General features: G+C 71.4%; 17 protein-coding genes. 8 read left to right on the top strand and 9 right to left on the bottom strand.

The window, feature by feature from the left end:
- Positions 1-16 precede the first annotated feature (16 nt).
- From OG294_RS35210 to OG294_RS35195, 4 genes are all read right to left on the bottom strand, one after another.
- Positions 17-913 carry a carbohydrate ABC transporter permease gene (locus OG294_RS35210; protein WP_327070615.1) on the bottom strand — a complete coding sequence of 299 codons (897 nt, stop codon included), beginning with the start codon at positions 911-913 and terminating at the stop codon, positions 17-19.
- Positions 910-1,977 carry a carbohydrate ABC transporter permease gene (locus OG294_RS35205; protein WP_327070614.1) on the bottom strand — a complete coding sequence of 356 codons (1,068 nt, stop codon included), beginning with the start codon at positions 1,975-1,977 and terminating at the stop codon, positions 910-912. The genes OG294_RS35210 and OG294_RS35205 overlap by 4 nt, the downstream gene beginning before the upstream one ends.
- The gene (locus tag OG294_RS35200; RefSeq protein ID WP_327070613.1) at positions 1,974-3,221 is read right to left on the bottom strand and encodes a sugar ABC transporter substrate-binding protein; all 1,248 of its coding nucleotides are present in this window, start codon (positions 3,219-3,221) and stop codon (positions 1,974-1,976) included. Before OG294_RS35200 ends, OG294_RS35205 begins: the two co-directional genes overlap by 4 nt.
- Before the next feature lie 74 nt (positions 3,222-3,295).
- Positions 3,296-4,315: a LacI family DNA-binding transcriptional regulator gene (locus tag OG294_RS35195; protein WP_327070612.1), complete on the bottom strand. Its 1,020-nt coding sequence runs from the start codon at positions 4,313-4,315 to the stop codon at positions 3,296-3,298.
- 218 nt (positions 4,316-4,533) lie between these two features.
- Between OG294_RS35195 and OG294_RS35190 the strand changes: the two genes are divergently transcribed.
- Positions 4,534-6,714 carry an amylo-alpha-1,6-glucosidase gene (locus OG294_RS35190; protein WP_327070611.1) on the top strand — a complete coding sequence of 727 codons (2,181 nt, stop codon included), beginning with the start codon at positions 4,534-4,536 and terminating at the stop codon, positions 6,712-6,714.
- A 48-nt stretch (positions 6,715-6,762) separates the two neighbouring features.
- Here OG294_RS35190 and OG294_RS35185 read toward each other — a convergent pair whose 3' ends face one another.
- Both OG294_RS35185 and OG294_RS35180 read right to left on the bottom strand, forming a co-directional pair.
- Positions 6,763-7,698 carry a terpene synthase family protein gene (locus tag OG294_RS35185; RefSeq protein ID WP_327070610.1) on the bottom strand — a complete coding sequence of 312 codons (936 nt, stop codon included), beginning with the start codon at positions 7,696-7,698 and terminating at the stop codon, positions 6,763-6,765.
- A complete protein-coding gene (locus OG294_RS35180) occupies positions 7,695-7,874 on the bottom strand; it encodes a hypothetical protein (protein WP_327070609.1) in 180 nt (59 codons plus the stop codon). The genes OG294_RS35185 and OG294_RS35180 overlap by 4 nt, the downstream gene beginning before the upstream one ends.
- A 140-nt stretch (positions 7,875-8,014) precedes the next feature.
- Here OG294_RS35180 and OG294_RS35175 point away from each other — a divergent pair, with 140 nt between their 5' ends.
- The 7 genes from OG294_RS35175 to OG294_RS35145 all read left to right on the top strand — a co-directional run bounded on the left by OG294_RS35175 (position 8,015) and on the right by OG294_RS35145 (position 14,029).
- Positions 8,015-9,184 carry a helix-turn-helix domain-containing protein gene (locus tag OG294_RS35175; protein WP_327070608.1) on the top strand — a complete coding sequence of 390 codons (1,170 nt, stop codon included), beginning with the start codon at positions 8,015-8,017 and terminating at the stop codon, positions 9,182-9,184.
- 10 nt (positions 9,185-9,194) lie between these two features.
- Positions 9,195-9,680 (top strand): GNAT family N-acetyltransferase, encoded by a 486-nt coding sequence (locus OG294_RS35170; protein WP_327070607.1) that lies wholly within the window; start codon positions 9,195-9,197, stop codon positions 9,678-9,680.
- A gap of 93 nt (positions 9,681-9,773) precedes the next feature.
- Positions 9,774-10,289 (top strand): hypothetical protein, encoded by a 516-nt coding sequence (locus OG294_RS35165; protein ID WP_327070606.1) that lies wholly within the window; start codon positions 9,774-9,776, stop codon positions 10,287-10,289.
- A 211-nt stretch (positions 10,290-10,500) separates the two neighbouring features.
- Positions 10,501-12,195 (top strand): sodium:solute symporter family protein, encoded by a 1,695-nt coding sequence (locus OG294_RS35160; RefSeq protein ID WP_327070605.1) that lies wholly within the window; start codon positions 10,501-10,503, stop codon positions 12,193-12,195.
- Positions 12,196-12,226: 31 nt separating this feature from the next.
- Positions 12,227-12,574, top strand: coding sequence for a hypothetical protein (locus tag OG294_RS35155; RefSeq protein ID WP_327070604.1), 348 nt, complete (start codon positions 12,227-12,229; stop codon positions 12,572-12,574).
- Positions 12,575-12,726: 152 nt separating this feature from the next.
- On the top strand, positions 12,727-13,218 hold the full coding sequence (locus OG294_RS35150; RefSeq protein WP_327071787.1) for a MarR family winged helix-turn-helix transcriptional regulator: 492 nt from the start codon (positions 12,727-12,729) through the stop codon (positions 13,216-13,218).
- 88 nt (positions 13,219-13,306) lie between these two features.
- Positions 13,307-14,029, top strand: a complete 723-nt coding sequence (locus tag OG294_RS35145; RefSeq protein ID WP_327070603.1) for a maleylpyruvate isomerase family mycothiol-dependent enzyme — start codon at positions 13,307-13,309, stop codon at positions 14,027-14,029.
- A 108-nt stretch (positions 14,030-14,137) separates the two neighbouring features.
- Here OG294_RS35145 and mdlC read toward each other — a convergent pair whose 3' ends face one another.
- The 3 genes from mdlC to OG294_RS35130 form a co-directional block, all read right to left on the bottom strand.
- Entirely contained in the window at positions 14,138-15,781 is a 1,644-nt protein-coding gene (gene mdlC, locus OG294_RS35140) for a benzoylformate decarboxylase (protein ID WP_327070602.1), read from the bottom strand.
- 51 nt (positions 15,782-15,832) lie between these two features.
- Positions 15,833-16,129 carry a hypothetical protein gene (locus OG294_RS35135; RefSeq protein WP_327070601.1) on the bottom strand — a complete coding sequence of 99 codons (297 nt, stop codon included), beginning with the start codon at positions 16,127-16,129 and terminating at the stop codon, positions 15,833-15,835.
- 92 nt (positions 16,130-16,221) lie between these two features.
- Complete coding sequence (locus OG294_RS35130) at positions 16,222-16,851, bottom strand: NADPH-dependent F420 reductase (RefSeq protein ID WP_327070600.1); 630 nt, start codon at positions 16,849-16,851, stop codon at positions 16,222-16,224.
- Between the last annotated feature and the right edge of the window lie 2 nt (positions 16,852-16,853).

Here is a 16,853-nt window from a genome sequence, read left to right as displayed (position 1 = left end):
CCTGCGGTGCGGCGCCTCACTCCTTGACCGCCCCCGAACTGCCGCCCCGCACGAAGTGGCGCTGGAAGACGAAGAAGACGACCGCCACCGGAATGGTGGCCAGCAGCGCGGCGGTCAGCTTGAGCGGGTACTGGGTGCCCGACCCCAGGCCGCCGGAGACGAACTGCACCAGGCCGGTGGTCAGGGTGGCGTGGCCGGCCGACTGGGTGGTGACCACGAAGTGGGTGAACTCGTTCCAGGAGCCCTGGAACGACAGGACGGTGAGGGTGATCAGCGCGGGCCTGGCCATCGGCAGGATCACCGACCAGTAGGTGCGCCAGACGCCCGCACCGTCCACCCGGGCGGCCTCCTCGATCTCGCGCGGGACCGACTCGAAGAACTGCTTCATGATGAAGACGCCGACCGCGTCCACCAGCAGCGGCACGATCATCGCGGTGTAGCTGTCGTAGATCCCGAGGTACTGCACCACCAGGAACTTGGGGATCATCAGCACCACGCCCGGCACGGCCATCACCGAGATCAGCGCCACCGTCAGCAGGCCCCGGCCCGGGAAGCGCAGCCGGGCCAGCGCGTAGCCGGCCAGCGAGTCGAGGAACACCCGCCCGAGCGTGACCACCGTGGTGACCAGCACCGAGTTGCCCAGCCAGGTGGTGAACGGGACGGCGTCCGAGCCGCCACCGCCGAACAGCTGCTTGTAGCTGGCCAGCGTGAACGGGTGCGGGATCAGGCTCAGCGGCGCGGAGGCGGCCTGCGGGTCGGTCTTGAAGGTGGTGGCCAGCTGGAGCACGAAGGGCAGCAGGAAGACCAGCGCCAGCAGCGACAGCAGGAGTGTGCCGAGCAGCGGCGGCGTGCCGGAGCGGGTGCGCCGGGGCGGGCCGGCCGGTGTGCCCCGCCGGTCGGTCGGCGCGCTCATCGGCCTGCCCTCCGGACCCGGCTCCTGCCGGTGCCGCGCCCGTCGCGTTCGCGCAGCACCAGGCGTTGCAGCCCGGTCATCAGCAGGATGATCGCCAGCAGCACGAAGGAGATCGCCGCGCCCGTGCCGTACTGCGCGTCCTTGAAGCTCACGCTGTAGGAGAGGTAGGCCGGGGTCAGCGTGGTGTTGGCGGGTGCGCCCTGGCTCATCACGTACACCTGGTCGAAGACCTGCCAAGTCCCGATCAGGCCAAGGGTGACGACCAGGAAGAGGACCGGTCGCAGGGCCGGCACGATGACATGGCGCAGCACCTGGCGCCGGTTGGCGCCGTCCAGCCTGGCCGACTCCAACTGCGCCTCGGGGATGTCCTGCAGGGCCGCGAGGAACATCAGCATGAAGGTGCCCGAGGTGGTCCAGACGACCAGGAAGATGATGGTGCACATCGCGATCGACGGCCCGGAGAGCCAGTCCCACCAGGAGAGTCCGAGCATGCCGTGGTCGGCCAGCGCGGCGGGCGGGGCGGCCGGGTCGACCACGCCGAGGCCGCCGAGCACCACCCAGACCAGGCCGCGCGCGTCGGTGAACCAGTTCGGCCCCTTGATGCCGACCCACTTGAGCAGGCTGTTGACCGCACCGCTGCTCTGGAAGAGGAAGAGGAACACGGTGGAGACCGCGATCGAGCTGGTCACCGACGGGAAGTAGAACGCGGTGCGGAACAGGCCCTTGCCGCGCAGCCGCCGCTGGTTGACGGCCAGCGCCAGCAGGAGGGCGAGGCCGGTCTGCAGCGGGACGACCAGCAGCACGTAGTAGAGGTTGTTGCGCAGCGAGGTCATGAAGAGCGTGCGGGTCAGGCCGTCGTGCGTGAAAAGGTCCTGGTAGTTGCGCAGGCCCACGAAGTCGGCGGCGCCGGAGAACGGGTTGGACTGGCCGTCCCAGTTCAACAGGCTGACCCAGAGCGCCATCACGACGGGCAGCACCAGGAAGAGTCCGAGGATCACCACCATCGGGCTGACGAAGAGCCAGCCCCACGGGCCCTGGCCGCGGGTGGCGGCAGGCGCTCTCACCGGACGCTTCCGCTCAGCGCGCTCTCGCCGTTCTTCTGCAGGTCGGCCAGCAGCTTGGCTGGGTCGCTGGTCGCCAACTGCGCGAGCGAGGAGTTGAACTGGGCCATCACCTGGCGCATATTGGGCGCGTTCACCGGGAGTTGGGCGTAGGAGGTGCCGTCGGCCCAGGCGGTGGACTTCGGGTCCTGCTGCTTGAAGGTGGTCAGCAGCGTCTGCTTGGAGGGCATCACGCCGACCGTCCTGGCAAAGGTCAACTGGTTGCTGTCGCTGGTGAGTTCGTTGATCAGTGCGACCGCCGCCGCCTGGTGCCGGCTCTTGGCGGCCACGCCCCAGCAGTCGGTGAAGTCCATCGTGCCCTTGCCGGCCGGCCCCTCGGGCAGCGGGACGAGCGTGTACGGGGTGTTCGGGTAGTCCTTGGCCATCGCGCCGGCCAGCCAGTTGCCCTCGATGGTCATCGCGGCCCTGCCCTTGCCGAAGGCCTCGCCGCCCCAGCCCGCGTCCAGGTCCTTGGGGAACTTCAGCACCCCGTCGGTCAGCAACTTCTTGACGTAGCCCAGGGCCTGGACATTGCTCTGGTCGCTCGCCGTCATCTTGGTCTGGTCGGCGTTGGTCAGCCAGCCGCCCGCCTGCTTGAAGAAGCCGCCGAGCTCGTTGTAGTCGGCGTTCACCGACAGGCCCGTGACACCGTTGCCGGTGAGCTTGCCGGCAACCGCCGCCAACTGGTCCCAGGTCTTGGGGTAGTCGGCGTCGGTCAGCCCGGCCTTGTGCCACAGGTCGGTGTTGATCGCCAGCGCGAGCGTCGACTGGTCCTTGGGCGCGCAGTAGAGCTTGCCGCCGTAGCTGAACGCGCCGAGCAGGGTGGGGCTGAAGGAGTCGCGTTCCTTGAGCTGGTCGCCGTAGGCGTAGAGGGCACCGCGCTCGGCGTAGGTGGAGAACTGGTCGGAGGAGACGTAGAAGACGTCGGGCGGGTTGTCACCGGCGAAGGCCTGGCCCAGCTGCTGGTCCATGTTCTGCGCGACGTCCACCGTGACACCGTTGCCGGTCGACTTCGCCCAGGCAGCGGTGGCCGCCTTCACCGCGTCGGTCTCCGCGGCGCCGGAGGTGGCGATCAGCACGGTGAGCTGCTGTTTGCCCGAACTCTGCTGACTGGCAGCGGTCTTGCCGAAGCCCGAGGAGCAGGCCGTGGCGAGCATGGTGAGCGTCAGTCCGCCGACCGCGAGGGGAAGAAGGGCTATGCGGCGCATGGTCGTCCTCCGAGCGTCAGATCCGGTGGTGCGAGGGATGGGGGCGGTGCTCCGGACGGGCCCGCGGGGAAGGTCTAGCGGAGGATGCCACCCGGCCGGGCACCCGGCCGTGAGCTCTGCCGCACGATCAGACGGGGTGCCAGGAGCAGTTGCTCGCTCTCCCGTCCAGGGTCGGCCAGCCGGGCCAGCAGCAGCCGCACGCAGTCCTGGGCGACCTGCTCCAGTGGCTGCTCCACCGAGCTGAGGGCCGGGTCGAGCAGGGCCGCGATCGGCGAGTCGTCGAACCCGGTGACGGCCACGTCCTGCCCGGGACGCAACCCCCGTTCGCGCAGCACGTCGTAGCAGCCGAGCGCCAGCGTGTCGCTGAGCGCCACGATCGCGGTCACCTCGCGCTCCAGCAGCACCCGGGCAGCGCGGCGGGCGTCCTCGGCGGAGTTCACCGCGGCGGCCCGCAGCCCGGTGAGCGACAGGCCGCGCCGCTCCAGCGCCCGGCGCCAGCCCTCGGCCCGGTCCTCGCCCGCGTCGCTGTCCTGCGGCCAGCCGAGCAGGCCGATCAACTCGTGCCCGGCGGCTGCCAGATGCTCGGCGGCGGCCTCGGTGCCCGCCGCACCGTCCACGTCCACCCAGTCGCCGAAGCCCTCCTTGCCCCAGGAGCGGCCGAAGGCGACGAACGGCACGCCGTTGTCGTGCAGCCAGCGGTGCCGGGGGTCGGCAGTGCGGGTGCGGTCCAGCACGAACGCGTCCACCGCCTGCTCGCGCAGGAGTTGGTCGTAGCGCTCGATCTCCTGCTCGGCATCGGCGGCCGGGAAGACCAGCAGCCGGTGGCCCACCGCGTCGGCCGCCTCGGTCAGCGCGTGCAGGAAGCGGTCGTGCACCGCGTTGGAGCGGCCCGCGATGCTGGGCTCCAACGCGTAGCCCAGGGTGCGCGACTCGCGGCGGCGCAGCGAGCGGGCGGCGGCGTGCGGCCGGTAGCCCAGCTCGTCGATCGCCGCCCGGACCCGGGCGAGGGTCTCGGGGCGCAGCAGCTCGGGGCTGTTGATCGCGTTCGAGACCGTCTGCCGGCCGACCTGCGCGTGGGCCGCGACCTCGGCCATGGTCGCGGGACGGGACCGGGGTTGCGGCGCGGTCCGTGACCGGGAGGCCGACGGGGACTGGGAAACCCCGTGCGAGGGAACGTCTTTGTCCATCTCCTGCGCCATCCGATGTTTCGGGTACGGTGTTGGTCGGATCGATTGGATCGTTCCAACTCTCCGATCGACGCTGACTGTACACGCCGCTCCCGGGAAATCAAGAAGGTCGAGGTCCTCAGAAGATGACGCACGACAGCTCTCGCCCCACCCCGCCGGCCGCTGAGCACCTCACCGCCCAATCCTCCTCCGCTGCCACGTCGCAGACGGAAGGTCAGCCGTTCGTCCACGACGCCAGGATCGTCCTGTGGGCGCCCTCCTTCGTGGCCTCGCGGTCCGACGGCGACCTCGAGTCGGCCGTCGACGGCTTCTACCACGGTGACCGGCGCTACCTGCGCTCGCTGCACGTCACGGTCGACGGGGTGCGGCTCGCGGCGACCAACGCGGTGACCGAGGCGGCCGATCGCGCCCTCTTCGAGGCAGTGCTGCGCCAGGTCGGGCAGAGCACGGCCGACCCCGCCGTCACGCTGCGCCGGGAGCGCTCGGTGGCGCCGGCCCGCTTCACCGAGCTGATCGAGGTGACCAACCACGGCTCCCAGCAGGTGGCGTGCACGCTGCGGGTCTCCGCGCGGGCGGACTTCGCCGCGATGGACGCCGTCAAGGCGGGCGCGCGACCCGCCACGGTCCCGGCCGCCTGCGAGGGGTCGGGGCTGGCCTGGACGGCGGGCGGCGACCGGCTCACCCTGACCGCTGGCGATGCCACCGCCGACGGCGCCACGAGCGACGACGCGACCATCGGTGCCGACGGCGACGAGGGCACCCTGCTCTTCCCGCTCTCCCTGGCCCCCGGCCAGACCTGGCGCCGGGTGCTCACCGCCCGTGCCGAGAGCGGCACCCCCACCCCCTTCGCCCCCGTCGCGGCCACCGAGCGCCCCTGGGACACGCTCGAAGTCAGCTGCGCCGACGCCGACTTCGCCCGCCTGCTGAGCCAGTCCGAGCAGGACCTGAGCCGCCTGCTGCTGGCCGACCCCGAGGCCCCCGGCGACCTGTTCGCAGCGGCCGGCGCCCCCTGGTTCCTCACCCTGTTCGGCCGCGACTCGCTGTGGACGGCCCGGATGCTGCTCCCCCTCGGCACCGGCCTCGCCGCGGGCACCCTGCGCACCCTGGCCCGCCGCCAGGGCCGGGCCACCGTCGCCGCCACCGAGGAGCAGCCCGGCAAGATCCTGCACGAAGTCCGCGCCGAGCAGCAGGCGTTGGCAGGCGGCACCCGGCTGCCCCCGCGCTACTTCGGCACCATCGACGCCACCCCGCTGTGGATCTCGCTGCTGCACGACGCCTGGCGCTGGGGCCTGCCGGACGCCGAGGTCGCCGCACTGCTGCCGAACCTCGAAGCCGCCCTCAGCTGGCTGACGGAGTACGGCGATCCGGACGGCGACGGCCTGCTGGAGTACATCGACGCCACCGGCACCGGCCTGGCCAACCAGGGCTGGAAGGACTCCGGCGACTCGATCCGCTTCCGCGACGGCTCCCAGGCCAAGGCCCCCATCGCACTCTGCGAGGTCCAGGCCTACGCCCACCAGGCGGCACTCGCCGGCGCCGACCTGCTGGACGCCTTCGGCCGCCCCGGCGCCCCCCGCTACCGCGACTGGGCCGCCCACCTCCAGCAGGCGTTCCGCCGCAGCTTCTGGGTGGCCGACGAGCACGGCCGCTACCCCGCCATCGCACTCGACGCCGACAAGCGCCCGGTGGACTCGGTCACTTCGGGCATGGGCCACCTGCTGGGCACCGGCCTGCTCGACGCCGCCGAGAGCCGCCTGGTCGCCGACCGCCTGCTGCACCCGGGGCTGGCGGACGGCTACGGCCTGCGCACCTACGCCACCGGGAACGGCGGCTACAACCCGCTCGGCTACCACGTCGGCAGCATCTGGCCGCACGACACCGCGATCGCCGTGCACGGCCTGGCCCGGGCCGGCTTCCCCGACCACGCCCGCCGACTGGCCGAGCCCCTGATCGCCGCCGCACCCGCCTTCGACTCCCGACTGCCCGAACTCTTCGCCGGCACCCCCCGCCACGCCTCCCGCCGCCCCGCCCCCTACCCCGCCTCCTGCCGCCCCCAGGGCTGGTCGGCAGCCGCCGCCGTCGCCCTCCTCCAAGCCCTGCTCGGCCTGGAGGCGGACGTCCCCGCCGGGCGCCTCACCCTCCGCCCCGCCACCGGCACCACCCTGCTCCCCCTCACCGTCACAGGCCTGCGGGTGGCCGGCGCACCCCTCACCGTCCACGCCACCCCCGACGGCACAGTGCGGGCCGACACCCCGGCAGCGGTGACGGTGGACGTGCAGCGGGCAGCACCGGTCCGCGCAAGCTGACCGGCCCCCACGCTTGGCAACCGCGGCCCGGCGGCGCAGGGCGGCCGGTCATGGAAGCAAGGGGGTTGCCATGCATGACTGCTCCTCAGTGCGACGGGATGTCTTCGACCCTGCCATCACGTAGCGGGCGCTGGCGGCGGTCCACTCCGTCAGCGCCCGACGGAACCGGTCCAGACTCAGCGCGAAACGACTTGTCGCTGCGTCGAGGTCGTCATCCCGGACCGCCGTGTACAGCCACCAGAACCGGCACTCCTCGGCGTCCAGAAGCACCCGTACCCGCTCCTGCGCCTCAGAGCGGGACAGTCCTTGACCAACCATCAGGGCGCTCGTCGCAGTGAAGCTGTCCGCCATGTCGGCAGCGAGGTCGTTGGTCAGGAACCCGACCGTGGAGAAGCTGCGGAGGAGTGACTGCACCAGGGCATCATCCCAGTCGGGAGTGATGCACTGCTCGGCCAGCTCGCACCACATCGCGGCGAGCAGCATCGCACCGTCCGCAGGCCGGAGCGTCAGGTACTCGCGCAGCGTCGGGGTCCGCACCGGCTGTACGAAGTCGGTCAGCTTGGCGGAGGCCGCGTGCACCCAGCCTTCCAAGTGGGCGACGTAGCGTTGCCACCAGCCGGTCGGCATCAGCTCCCGGGTAGTCCCGAGCAGCTCCGCCAGCGCGTGCACCGTGGGATGGTCGACCGGCGAGGGCCGTGCACTCCCACCGGCAACCAGCAGGAGGGAGAGGGTAAACTCGCCCACGGTCTGGGGCGATTCGCCGACCAACTCGCTGTCGAACACGTCATCCACCGCCCAGGTCCACAGCGCCCACCTCGTCGCCAGGTCCAACTCCGCGCCACTCGCGGTCGGCCACGCGGCGAGGCAGAGGTCCACGTAGCCGTGCGCCAGGTAGCCGGCGGGGTCCGGGTGCAGGCGGTACTGGGTGAGGAACGTCGCGGCACTGATGTAGAGGTCGGCGTGCCTACGGTCGGTGATGGTCACCGGTGCACCCCACCGGCATGGTCGGCACGCGTGACCACGGCCGGGGCCAGCGGCCCGTCTGCATCGCCGCAGATGACGCATGCCCGCTCGTGCAACTGGTCATAGGCCAGAGCGCGCGTCGCGACCGGTCGCGACATCTCCATGGCGACCTTCGCCTTCACCTGAGTGATCGTCATATTGCCTTGCTTTCAGCTGGACCAGCACCCCATTTCGGGCTACAGGAGTAGTCTCGACGCAGACACACTCCGTGACGATGAACAGAGTGTCCGCACCTGTCCGCATCTCTGCGGACACTGCGGACCCTGCGGGGGCACCGATGGCCGAGACCTTCGCCGAAGCGCTGCGGCGCCTGCGTGGAACCCGATCCGTGCGCGACGTTGCACGGATCGCCGCCTGCGGGAAGACAGTCGTGAGCGACCTGGAGACGGGGCGCCGACAGCCCACGACTTCGATGGCACAGGCATTGGACGCTGCGCTCGACGCCGGCGGCCTGCTGATCTCACTCGCTGCCGGTCCTCCTGGCATGCCGGGCGCTGCCCGCGCCGCCCGGGTTCAAGCCGGCTTCGCCGAGCTACTCGCCGCCGACGACATCACGACAGTCAGCCTTGAGGAGTGGGAGTTCACCATCGCACGGCACGGCCGAGCCACCAGATACCGGCCCGAAGGCGAGCTACTGGACGATCTCCTGACCGCCTTCGTGGACCTTCGAGCGCTCCTCGCGCACCGCCATCCGCCGCAGATCCGTCGGCGCCTGCTCGCCGCGTGTGCGTCCCTGTCCGGCCTGCTCGCGCTCACCCTGCTCCGACTCGGCGACCCCGGCGCCCGGGACTGGTGGCGAACGGGTCGCGCCGCAGCCACCCAGGCCGAGGACCGGCAGGTGCTCGCCTGGATCTACGCCCAGGAGTCCTACCAGCTCTACTACAGCAGTGATTTCGCAGGAGCAATCGAGCTTGCGGTCCGGGCTCAGCAGTTGGCCGGTGGCCTGCCCTGTGTCGCTGATGCGTTGGCCGCACCACTGGAGGCACGCGTGCACGCGCGCGCCGGCCGCCATGACGAGACCGATGACGCGCTGCGCCGGGCCGAGCGAGCACTCTCCCGGCTCGCCCCCGAGGATCAGCAGTCAAGTGCCCTCGGCTACGACGCTGCCCAACTCGCCTTCCACAGTGGCAGTGCATGGACACTGTTGCACGACACGGCACGGGCCTGGGAACAGCAGCAGCGCGCGCTGGAGCTGTATCCGGTGGAGCAGCGACTCGACCGGGTGCTGGTAGCACTCGACCGCGCCCAATGCCTCTCTCACGACGGACGACCTGCCGAAGGGGCAAGCCTGGCCGTCGAGACGATCGAGGCCGTGCCCGTGGAGCACCGGTCCGCTCTGCTGCTCTACCGCGCCCGGGATCTTGCGGATAGCGTGCCGACGACCGACCGACGACTGCCGGAGGTGCGGGCGCTGCGCGATCTGCTGGCGCTCCCCTCCGCCGAATGAGAGGCAGCCCATGGGACTCGACATCGCACAGGCGACCGCCGCCGACGCCGAGGTGATCGCCACCATCCTCGGCGAAGTGGAGGAGTACTACGGTGGTGAGCTCATCGCTCCTCCGGTCGCCGACGTGGCAGCCGCACTCTTCGGAGGGCAGCCCGCCGCCCGGGTACTGCTCGCACGCCAGGGCGACCAGGTCGTCGGACTCGCCGCAGTCTGCCGACTGTGGCCGGCAGCCGGCGCGGACACCAGCCTGTACCTCAAGGAACTCTTCGTCCGCTCGGCGGCACGTCGCCGAGGAGTGGCCAGGGCGCTGATGACAGCCGTGCGCGATGAGGCCCGCGCCGCGGGCTGTGCGCGCGTCGAGTGGACCGCCGACCGTGATAATCCGCCCGCGCTGGAGCTGTACGCCGCGCTGGGCGTCGAGCCGGAACAGAGCAAGGTGTTCTACCGCACGACCGTTGGCTCCGCCCCGGTGGAGGCGGACAGGCCCGCTGAGTAGCTCCCCTGTCGCGCCGCCGGGTGAGCAGGCCGGCTCAGTCGGGAGCGGCGCCCCGGAGCTTGGGGGCGCTGCCGGTGGGTGACAATTCCGGGTATGCCCGAGCCGACCACTCCTGCCGTCCCCCGCACCTGGCCGCGCGTCCAACTGGCCGACCAGCCACCCGGGGTGACCGCCCTGTCCTTGCCCTTGCTCGGCACCAGCTGGGTCCGGCGCGGCCTGCGGTACTGGTGGCGCCGGGGCTGGGCGCTGGCGCTCTTCGCCGTGGTGCCCGCGTTCCAGGTCGGCCTCTGGCGGGGCCTCCTGGAGGACGACCACCGGGGTGGGCACCTCGACGGCTCCGCATGGCTGCTCGTGGCGTTCGGTGTGCTGGGCACGTTCGAGGGTGTGCGAATGTACCTGTTCAAGGAGGGAATCCCGTTCTTCCGGCTGTGGGCCGACCCGCGTCCGGCCGTCCGCGTCCCCTACAGACTGGCGGTGGCGGCCTACCTGCTGGTGGTGGCCGCCATGACGCCCGGGATCTATCTCTCCCTCATGATCGAGTGGCTGCACCCCGTCATCCCCTTCGAGCGTGCCGCCCGCGCTGACCTGGACGCCCAGCTCCGAGCGTGACCGGCGCAACCGCGCCGTACCGCGCACCGGCCCGCCATCACGCGGCCAGGCGCCCCACCCGGCCCAGCGACGCGCCCACCAACGGGTGACCGGCGCGCCCGCGTGGTCCGGGCGTTGCTAGAACGGGACGGCCCTGTCCGGCGCCGAGGGGGAGGATCCCGATGACCCTGAGCACGCTGCTGCCGATCACGAGCAGCACCGGCCGCACCGCATGACCACGCTGGCCACCGCCGTGCTGCGGCTGAACGCCAGGCCGATCGACTACGCGCTGCTCGCCGTCTACTTCGCGGTGGTGCTCGGTATCGGCGCGCTGGCCCGGCGATCGGTCGCCTCCAGCCTCGACTTCTTCCTCTCCGGGCGTTCGCTGCCCGCCTGGGTGACGGGGCTGGCGTTCATCTCCGCCAACCTGGGCGCGGTCGAGATCTTCGGGATGACCGCCAACGGCGCCCAGTTCGGCATCCCGACCGTGCACTACTACTGGATCGGCGCGGTGCCGGCGATGGTGGTGCTCGGCCTGGTGATGATGCCGTTCTACTACGGTTCGCAAGTGCGCAGCGTGCCCGAGTTCCTGCTGCGCCGCTTCGGCTCGTTCGCCCACCTGGTGAACGGGCTCAGCTTCGCGATCGCGCAGGTGCTGATCGCCGGGGTCAACCTCTACGCGCTGGCAACCGTGGTCAACCTGCTGCTGGGCTGGCCGATCTGGGTGTCCATCATCATCGCCGCGGTGATCGTGCTCGCCTACACCACGCTGGGCGGGCTGTCCGCCGCGGTCTACAACGAGGTGATGCAGTTCTTCGTGATCGTGGCGATGCTGGTGCCGCTCACCCTGGTCGGGCTGCACAAGGTGGGCGGCTGGCACGGGCTGACCGACCGGATCAAGGCGGCGAACAGCGACTCCGCCGCCCAGTTGCACGCCTGGCCGGGCAGCAACCTGACCGGGATCTCCAACGCCACGCTCTCCGTGATCGGCATCGTCTTCGGCCTCGGCTTCGTGCTCTCCTTCGGCTACTGGACCACCAACTTCGCCGAGGTGCAGCGGGCGTTGGCCGCGCGCGACATGTCCGCCGCCCGCCGCACCCCGCTGATCGGCGCCTATCCGAAGGCGCTGCTCGCCCTGGTGATCGTGATCCCCGGGATGCTCGCGGCCGTGCTCTCCCCCGAGTTGGCGCGGTACAAGGCGAGCGGCGGCACGCTCGACAACGGGGTCACCTACAACAACGCGATCGAGCTGCTGATCCGCGACCTGCTGCCGTCCGGGATGCTGGGTGTGGCGATCACCGGACTGCTGGCCGCGTTCATGGCGGGGATGGCGGCGAACGTCAGCTCGTTCAACACGGTCTTCACGTACGACCTCTGGCAGGCCTACGTGGTGAAGGACCGGCCGGACGCGTACTACCTGCGGGTGGGGCGCACGGTGACCGTGCTGGGCTGCGCCTTCGCGATCGGTACGGCCTTCATCGCCCGTGGCTACAACAACATCATGGACTACCTGCAGACGCTCTTCTCCTTCTTCAACGCCCCGCTCTTCGCCACCTTCGTGCTCGGCATGTTCTGGAAGCGGACCACCCCGGTGGCCGGCGGGGTCGGCCTGATCGTGGGCACCGCCTCGGCGCTGACGATCGACCAGCTGAACCGGCACCACGTGCTGCACATGTCGGGGCAGGGGCCGAGCTTCGTGGCGGCGAGCGCCGCCTTCGTCATGGACATCCTGGTGAGCGTGGCCGTCACACTGGTCACCACACCCAAGCCGGACAGCGAACTGGTCGGCCTGGTCTGGGCGTTGACACCGCGCGACGAGCTGAAGAAGCGGACCTCGCCGCAGGACGCGGGCTGGTACCGCAGCCCGGCCCTCCTCGGCGCCGGCGCCCTGCTGCTCGCCACCGTTCTCAACATCATCTTCTGGTGACACCCGAGCTTCCACCAAGGGGCAGCACGCGATGACTTCGCCCGACGGCCACGATCACGGCCATGGCCACGGCCTCCCGCCACAGGCCACCACCACCGGCAGCACCGGCAGGGCGGGCCTGCTCGACCTGCGCTGGATCCTCGCGGCGCTCTTCACCTGCTACGGCGCGGTGCTGACCGTGCTGGGCGCCGCGTTCACCTCCGCGGCGGACCGGGCGCTGGCGGGCGGGGTGAACGTCAACCTCTGGGTGGGCATCGGCATGCTGGTGATGGCCGCGGCCTTCGCCGGCTGGGCCCGCTGGCGCCCGATCAGCCTGCCGGAGCCGGACCTGCGACCGGGGCCCGGCGACGAAGCGGAACCCGGCCATGCACCAAACTGATTCGCTCAACGAACTATCAGCTCGGTCCCAGCACACCCCCAGGATCGACCGGCCCCGAACCACCAAAACCGCTGCCGGGACCCCACCGCCTGCCGTACGCTGACCGTGTGGGAAAGGCCGCGAGCGAGCAGAGCGAGCACGTGAATGAACGACTGGGAGTCGTCACCGCACTGGTGCGTTCCTCCTTCCTGGTGAACTCGGCCTACGCCGAGTCGAGCCGGGCCTATGGGCTGACGCCGCAGCAGGGGCAACTGCTCTGCGTGCTGATGGCGCATCCGTACGGCATGAGCGAGTTGGGCACGGTGCTCGGGCTGGCGAAGTCGAGCCTCACCGGCCTGGTGGACCGCACCGCCCAGCGTGGCCTGGTCCAGCGGGTGCCCGACCCACGGGACGGCCGCGCCGTCTGGGTCGCGCTCACTCCGGCGGGCGGCAGACTCGCCGAGGAGTTCTACGCCGAGACCTGCCGCCGGGTCGACCAGCTGCCGACCAGTCTCGGCGAGGACGAACGGGCCCTGCTCGCCGACCTGCTCAGCCGCGTCCTGCGGGACAACCAGGTGCCGGTGGTCTTCATGGACCTGGACGAGGGCCGCACCACGGCCGCTCCCCCGCGGCAGAAGTCCGCCCGCTCCTTGCAAAAACTTTAATCAGCACGGAACGCGCCGGTGACAACCCCCTGATAGCCCCGAAGAACCGGCATCGACGACGCCAGACAGCCTGTACTACGGTACAAAAATGATCACGATCATCGAGGAACTCGACCGCTCCGGCGCCCGACTCGCCACCGGCCTCGCCGCCCTGACCGATGCCGAGGTGCGCGGGCCGTCCGCGCTGCCGGGGTGGAGCCGGGGCCACGTGATCAGCCACCTGTCCCGCAGTATCGACGCCTACCGCTGGATGCTGGCGGTGGCACACACCGGAACCGAGCCCGGTCCGCGTCCCGGCAGCGCCGAACTCGCCCACGCCACCGAGGCCGGCGCCGGGCGCCCGGCCGCCGAGCTGGCCGCGGAACTGCGCGAGCAGCTCGCCCGGCTGACCGCCGACGCCGCCGCGCTGCCGGCCGACCGGTGGGAGGTGCTGGTCAGCGCACTGGCCGGCTGGCGGCACCCGGCCTGGTACACCCTCAACCGCTGCTGGCGCGAACTCGAGACCCACCACGTCGACCTGGACCTCGGCTACCGGCCCGCCGACTGGCCCGCCGCGTACGTGGCCTGGGCACTGGACGACACCGCCACCGCGCTCGCCGCCCGCGCCTTCCCGCTCGCCCGGATCGAGGCCACGGACCTGGACCGCTCCTGGAACATCGCCGCAGTCGGCCCCACCGCGACCGGCCCGGGCCACACCCTGCTCGGCTGGCTCAGCGGTCGCGCCACCCCTGACGCCGCAGCGCTCGGCGTCGACGGCGCCCCGCTGCCCGCCCCGCCCGCCTGGCCACTGCCCGCGGTCACCTGGAGCTAGAGCCGGACAGGCCCTGAGCCCCGGCCCGGGGCTGAAGCCGCCACGACGGGCACGGCGCGGCGCCGCCCCGGGAAACCCCGGGACGGCGCCGGCCCCGCCACGCGCCGCTCAGAGCCGGAAGAGCCCCGGGTCGGCCACCACGACGTCCAGCAGCACCGGGCCGTCCACCGTGAACGCCGACTTCAGCGCCTCGCGCAGCTGCTCCGGCGTCTCGATCCGCTCCGAGGGGACCCCGAAGCCGCGCGCCAGCGCCGCCATGTCCAGGTCCGGCAGGTCCCAGCCCACCCGCCAGGACTCCTGCTCCTGCAGGTAGTACTTCAGCGACAGGTAGCCGGAGTTGTTCGGGATGATGTAGGTCACCGGCAGCCGGTGCTGCGCCGCCGTCCAGAGCGCGTGCAGCGTGTACTGCGCCGATCCCTCGCCCATCACCGCGACCGCGCGCCGCTCGGGACGGGCCAGCGCGTAGCCCACCGCGCCCGCGAACGGGAAGCCGAGCGCGCCCGAGGCGGTGGCGAAGTAGCCGTTGTCCGCGCCCAGCGGGATCTGCTCGTGGAAGTCCGCGCGGGCGATCGGCAGCTCTTCGAAGAGCACCGCGTCCTCGGGGAGTTCCTGCGCCACCAGGTGGAACAGGTAGGCCTGGGTGAGCGGTTCGGAGGGCTGCGGCACCGGGATCGGCTCGCGGGTGGGCGGCAGCGCGACCTTGGGCCGCTCCTGCACCAGCGGGATCAGGCCGGTGACCGCCGGGCCGGGGGGCAGCACGTAGCTGGTGCCGGCCATCGACCAGGCCGCCGCCTCCGGGTTGTCGGTCAGGTGGTAGAACTCGGTGCCCGCCGGCAGCCGGGGCTGGTCCGAGAGGTCCGGCCCGGCGGGCTCGGTGGAGAACAGGTCCGCACAGGTGAAGAGCGTGAAGGTGGGCGAACCGAGCACCACCACCACGTCGTGCTGCTCCAGCTTGGCGGAGATCAGCTCGGGGATCGGCGGCAGCACACCGCCGAAGAGCGGGTGGTTCTCCGGGAAGCTGGAGCGCGGCCAGACCGGCGCGCCCCAGACCCGCGCGTTGAGCTTCTCGGCCAGCGCGATCAGGTCGCCCCGGGCGCCCTGCGCGTCGATCGTCGGGCCCGCCACCAGGCCGGGCCGCTCGGCGCGGTTCAGCACGTCCGCCAGCTCGCGCAGCGCGGCCGGGTCGGGCACCACGGCGCTCCTGACCACCTTGGGCAGCGGGTCGGGCGAGGCCGGGCGCACCCAGTCGTCCTCCGGCACCGCGACGAAGACCGGGCCCTGGGGCGCCTGGTTGGCGATGTGGAACGCCTTGACCAGCAGCGCCGGAACGTCCTGCGGGCGGGCCGGCTCACCGGCCCACTTGATGTACGGCTGCGGCAGCTGGGTGGCGTGCCGCGCGTTGAGGAAGGGCTCGCCGGCCACCATCTTGCGGGCCTGCTGGCCGCCCAGGATCACCATCGGCGTGTGGGCGGTGGCCGCCGTGTAGACCGACCCCATCGCGTTGCCCAGCCCCGGCCCGCCGTTGATGATCACCAGCGAGGCCTGCCCGGTGGCCTGGGCGTAGCCGTCCGCCATACCGACGACGGACGCCTCCTGCAGGCCCATCACGAACCGGAAGTCGTCCGGCCAGTCCTCGAAGAGCTTCATCTCCGTGTGGCTCGGGTTGCTGAAGATCGTCGTCAGCCCCAGCTGCCGGAGTATCTCCAGCGTTGCCTCGCGTACGGTGCGGAAGTCATGCGCGTTCTCACTCACCGGTTGTCCACTTCCTTCCAGCCCAGGCCTCGGCGGCCTGCCGATCCGACATCAGTCCTCGACCAGCTCGTAGTGCCCCGACGACACCGTGGACGGATCGACCACGGCCAGGAACTCCTGTGTCTGGGGCGCCTTCAGGAACTCGTTGATGGTCGCCTCGGCCTCCGCGACGCTGTTCCAGCGCACCACCACCAGCCACTCGCCGGTGGCCGACTTCGAGGTCCAACGGGCTGAGAAGCCCGGGCGCTTGGCCATGTACTCGCGCTCCACCGTCTGGTTGCGTCCCAGGAAGTCCTCGTCCGAGACGCCCTCGCGCAGGTGGAACCTGATCGTCTCCAGCACGCTCATGTCATCCACTCCCCATGCCAGTTGATCCTGTCGTCCGTCATCGCCCGGGCCCCGGGGGCACTGCTCGCCCCCGGGACCGGACCGCTATGGGCCTACCAGCCCTCGCGCCGCACCTGGTCCACCAGCAGCGGCACGTTGAAGACCGCGGAGCCGGTGCCCTGCCGGGCGTCGCCCTCGCGCAGCGAACCGGTGGCCACGGCCGCGAAGCCGATCTCCTCGACCAGGCGGGCGACCAGCGCGTTCGCCTCCGCGTCGTCACCGGCCACGAAGAAGGCGGTGCGCTCGGCCCGCGGAGCGCCGGGCCTGGCCCGCTCCAGCATCGTGCGGTAGTAGAGCGTGTTCAGCGACTTCACCAGTCGGGTGCCGGGCAGGTGACCGGCGATCAGCTCACTCGAGGTCACCGAGCCCGAGGCCAGTTCGCCGATCCGCCCGTCCCGCGCGGGGGTGTAGTTCGTGGTGTCCACCGCGATCCTGCCCGCCAGCTCGGCGGCGGGCAGGTCCTGGTAGCGGCCGAACGGAATCGCCAGCACCACCACGGGGTCACCGAAGGCGATGGCCTGCGGGATGCTGGCGGCGGTCGCCAACGGACCGAGCTCACTGACGAGTTGCTCCAGCGACTCGGGGCCCCGCGAGTTCGCGATCGCCACCTTGTGGCCCGCGTCCACCAGCAGCCGGCCGACCGCCGAGCCGATCATCCCGCTGCCCAGAATGCCGATGTCCATCA

The sequence above is a fragment of the Kitasatospora sp. NBC_01302 genome (assembly GCF_035976515.1).
In the GTDB taxonomy this organism is placed as follows: Bacteria; Actinomycetota; Actinomycetes; order Streptomycetales; family Streptomycetaceae; genus Kitasatospora.
Note: the sequence above shows the minus strand (reverse complement) of the source record. Positions and strands in the feature narration are given on the sequence as shown.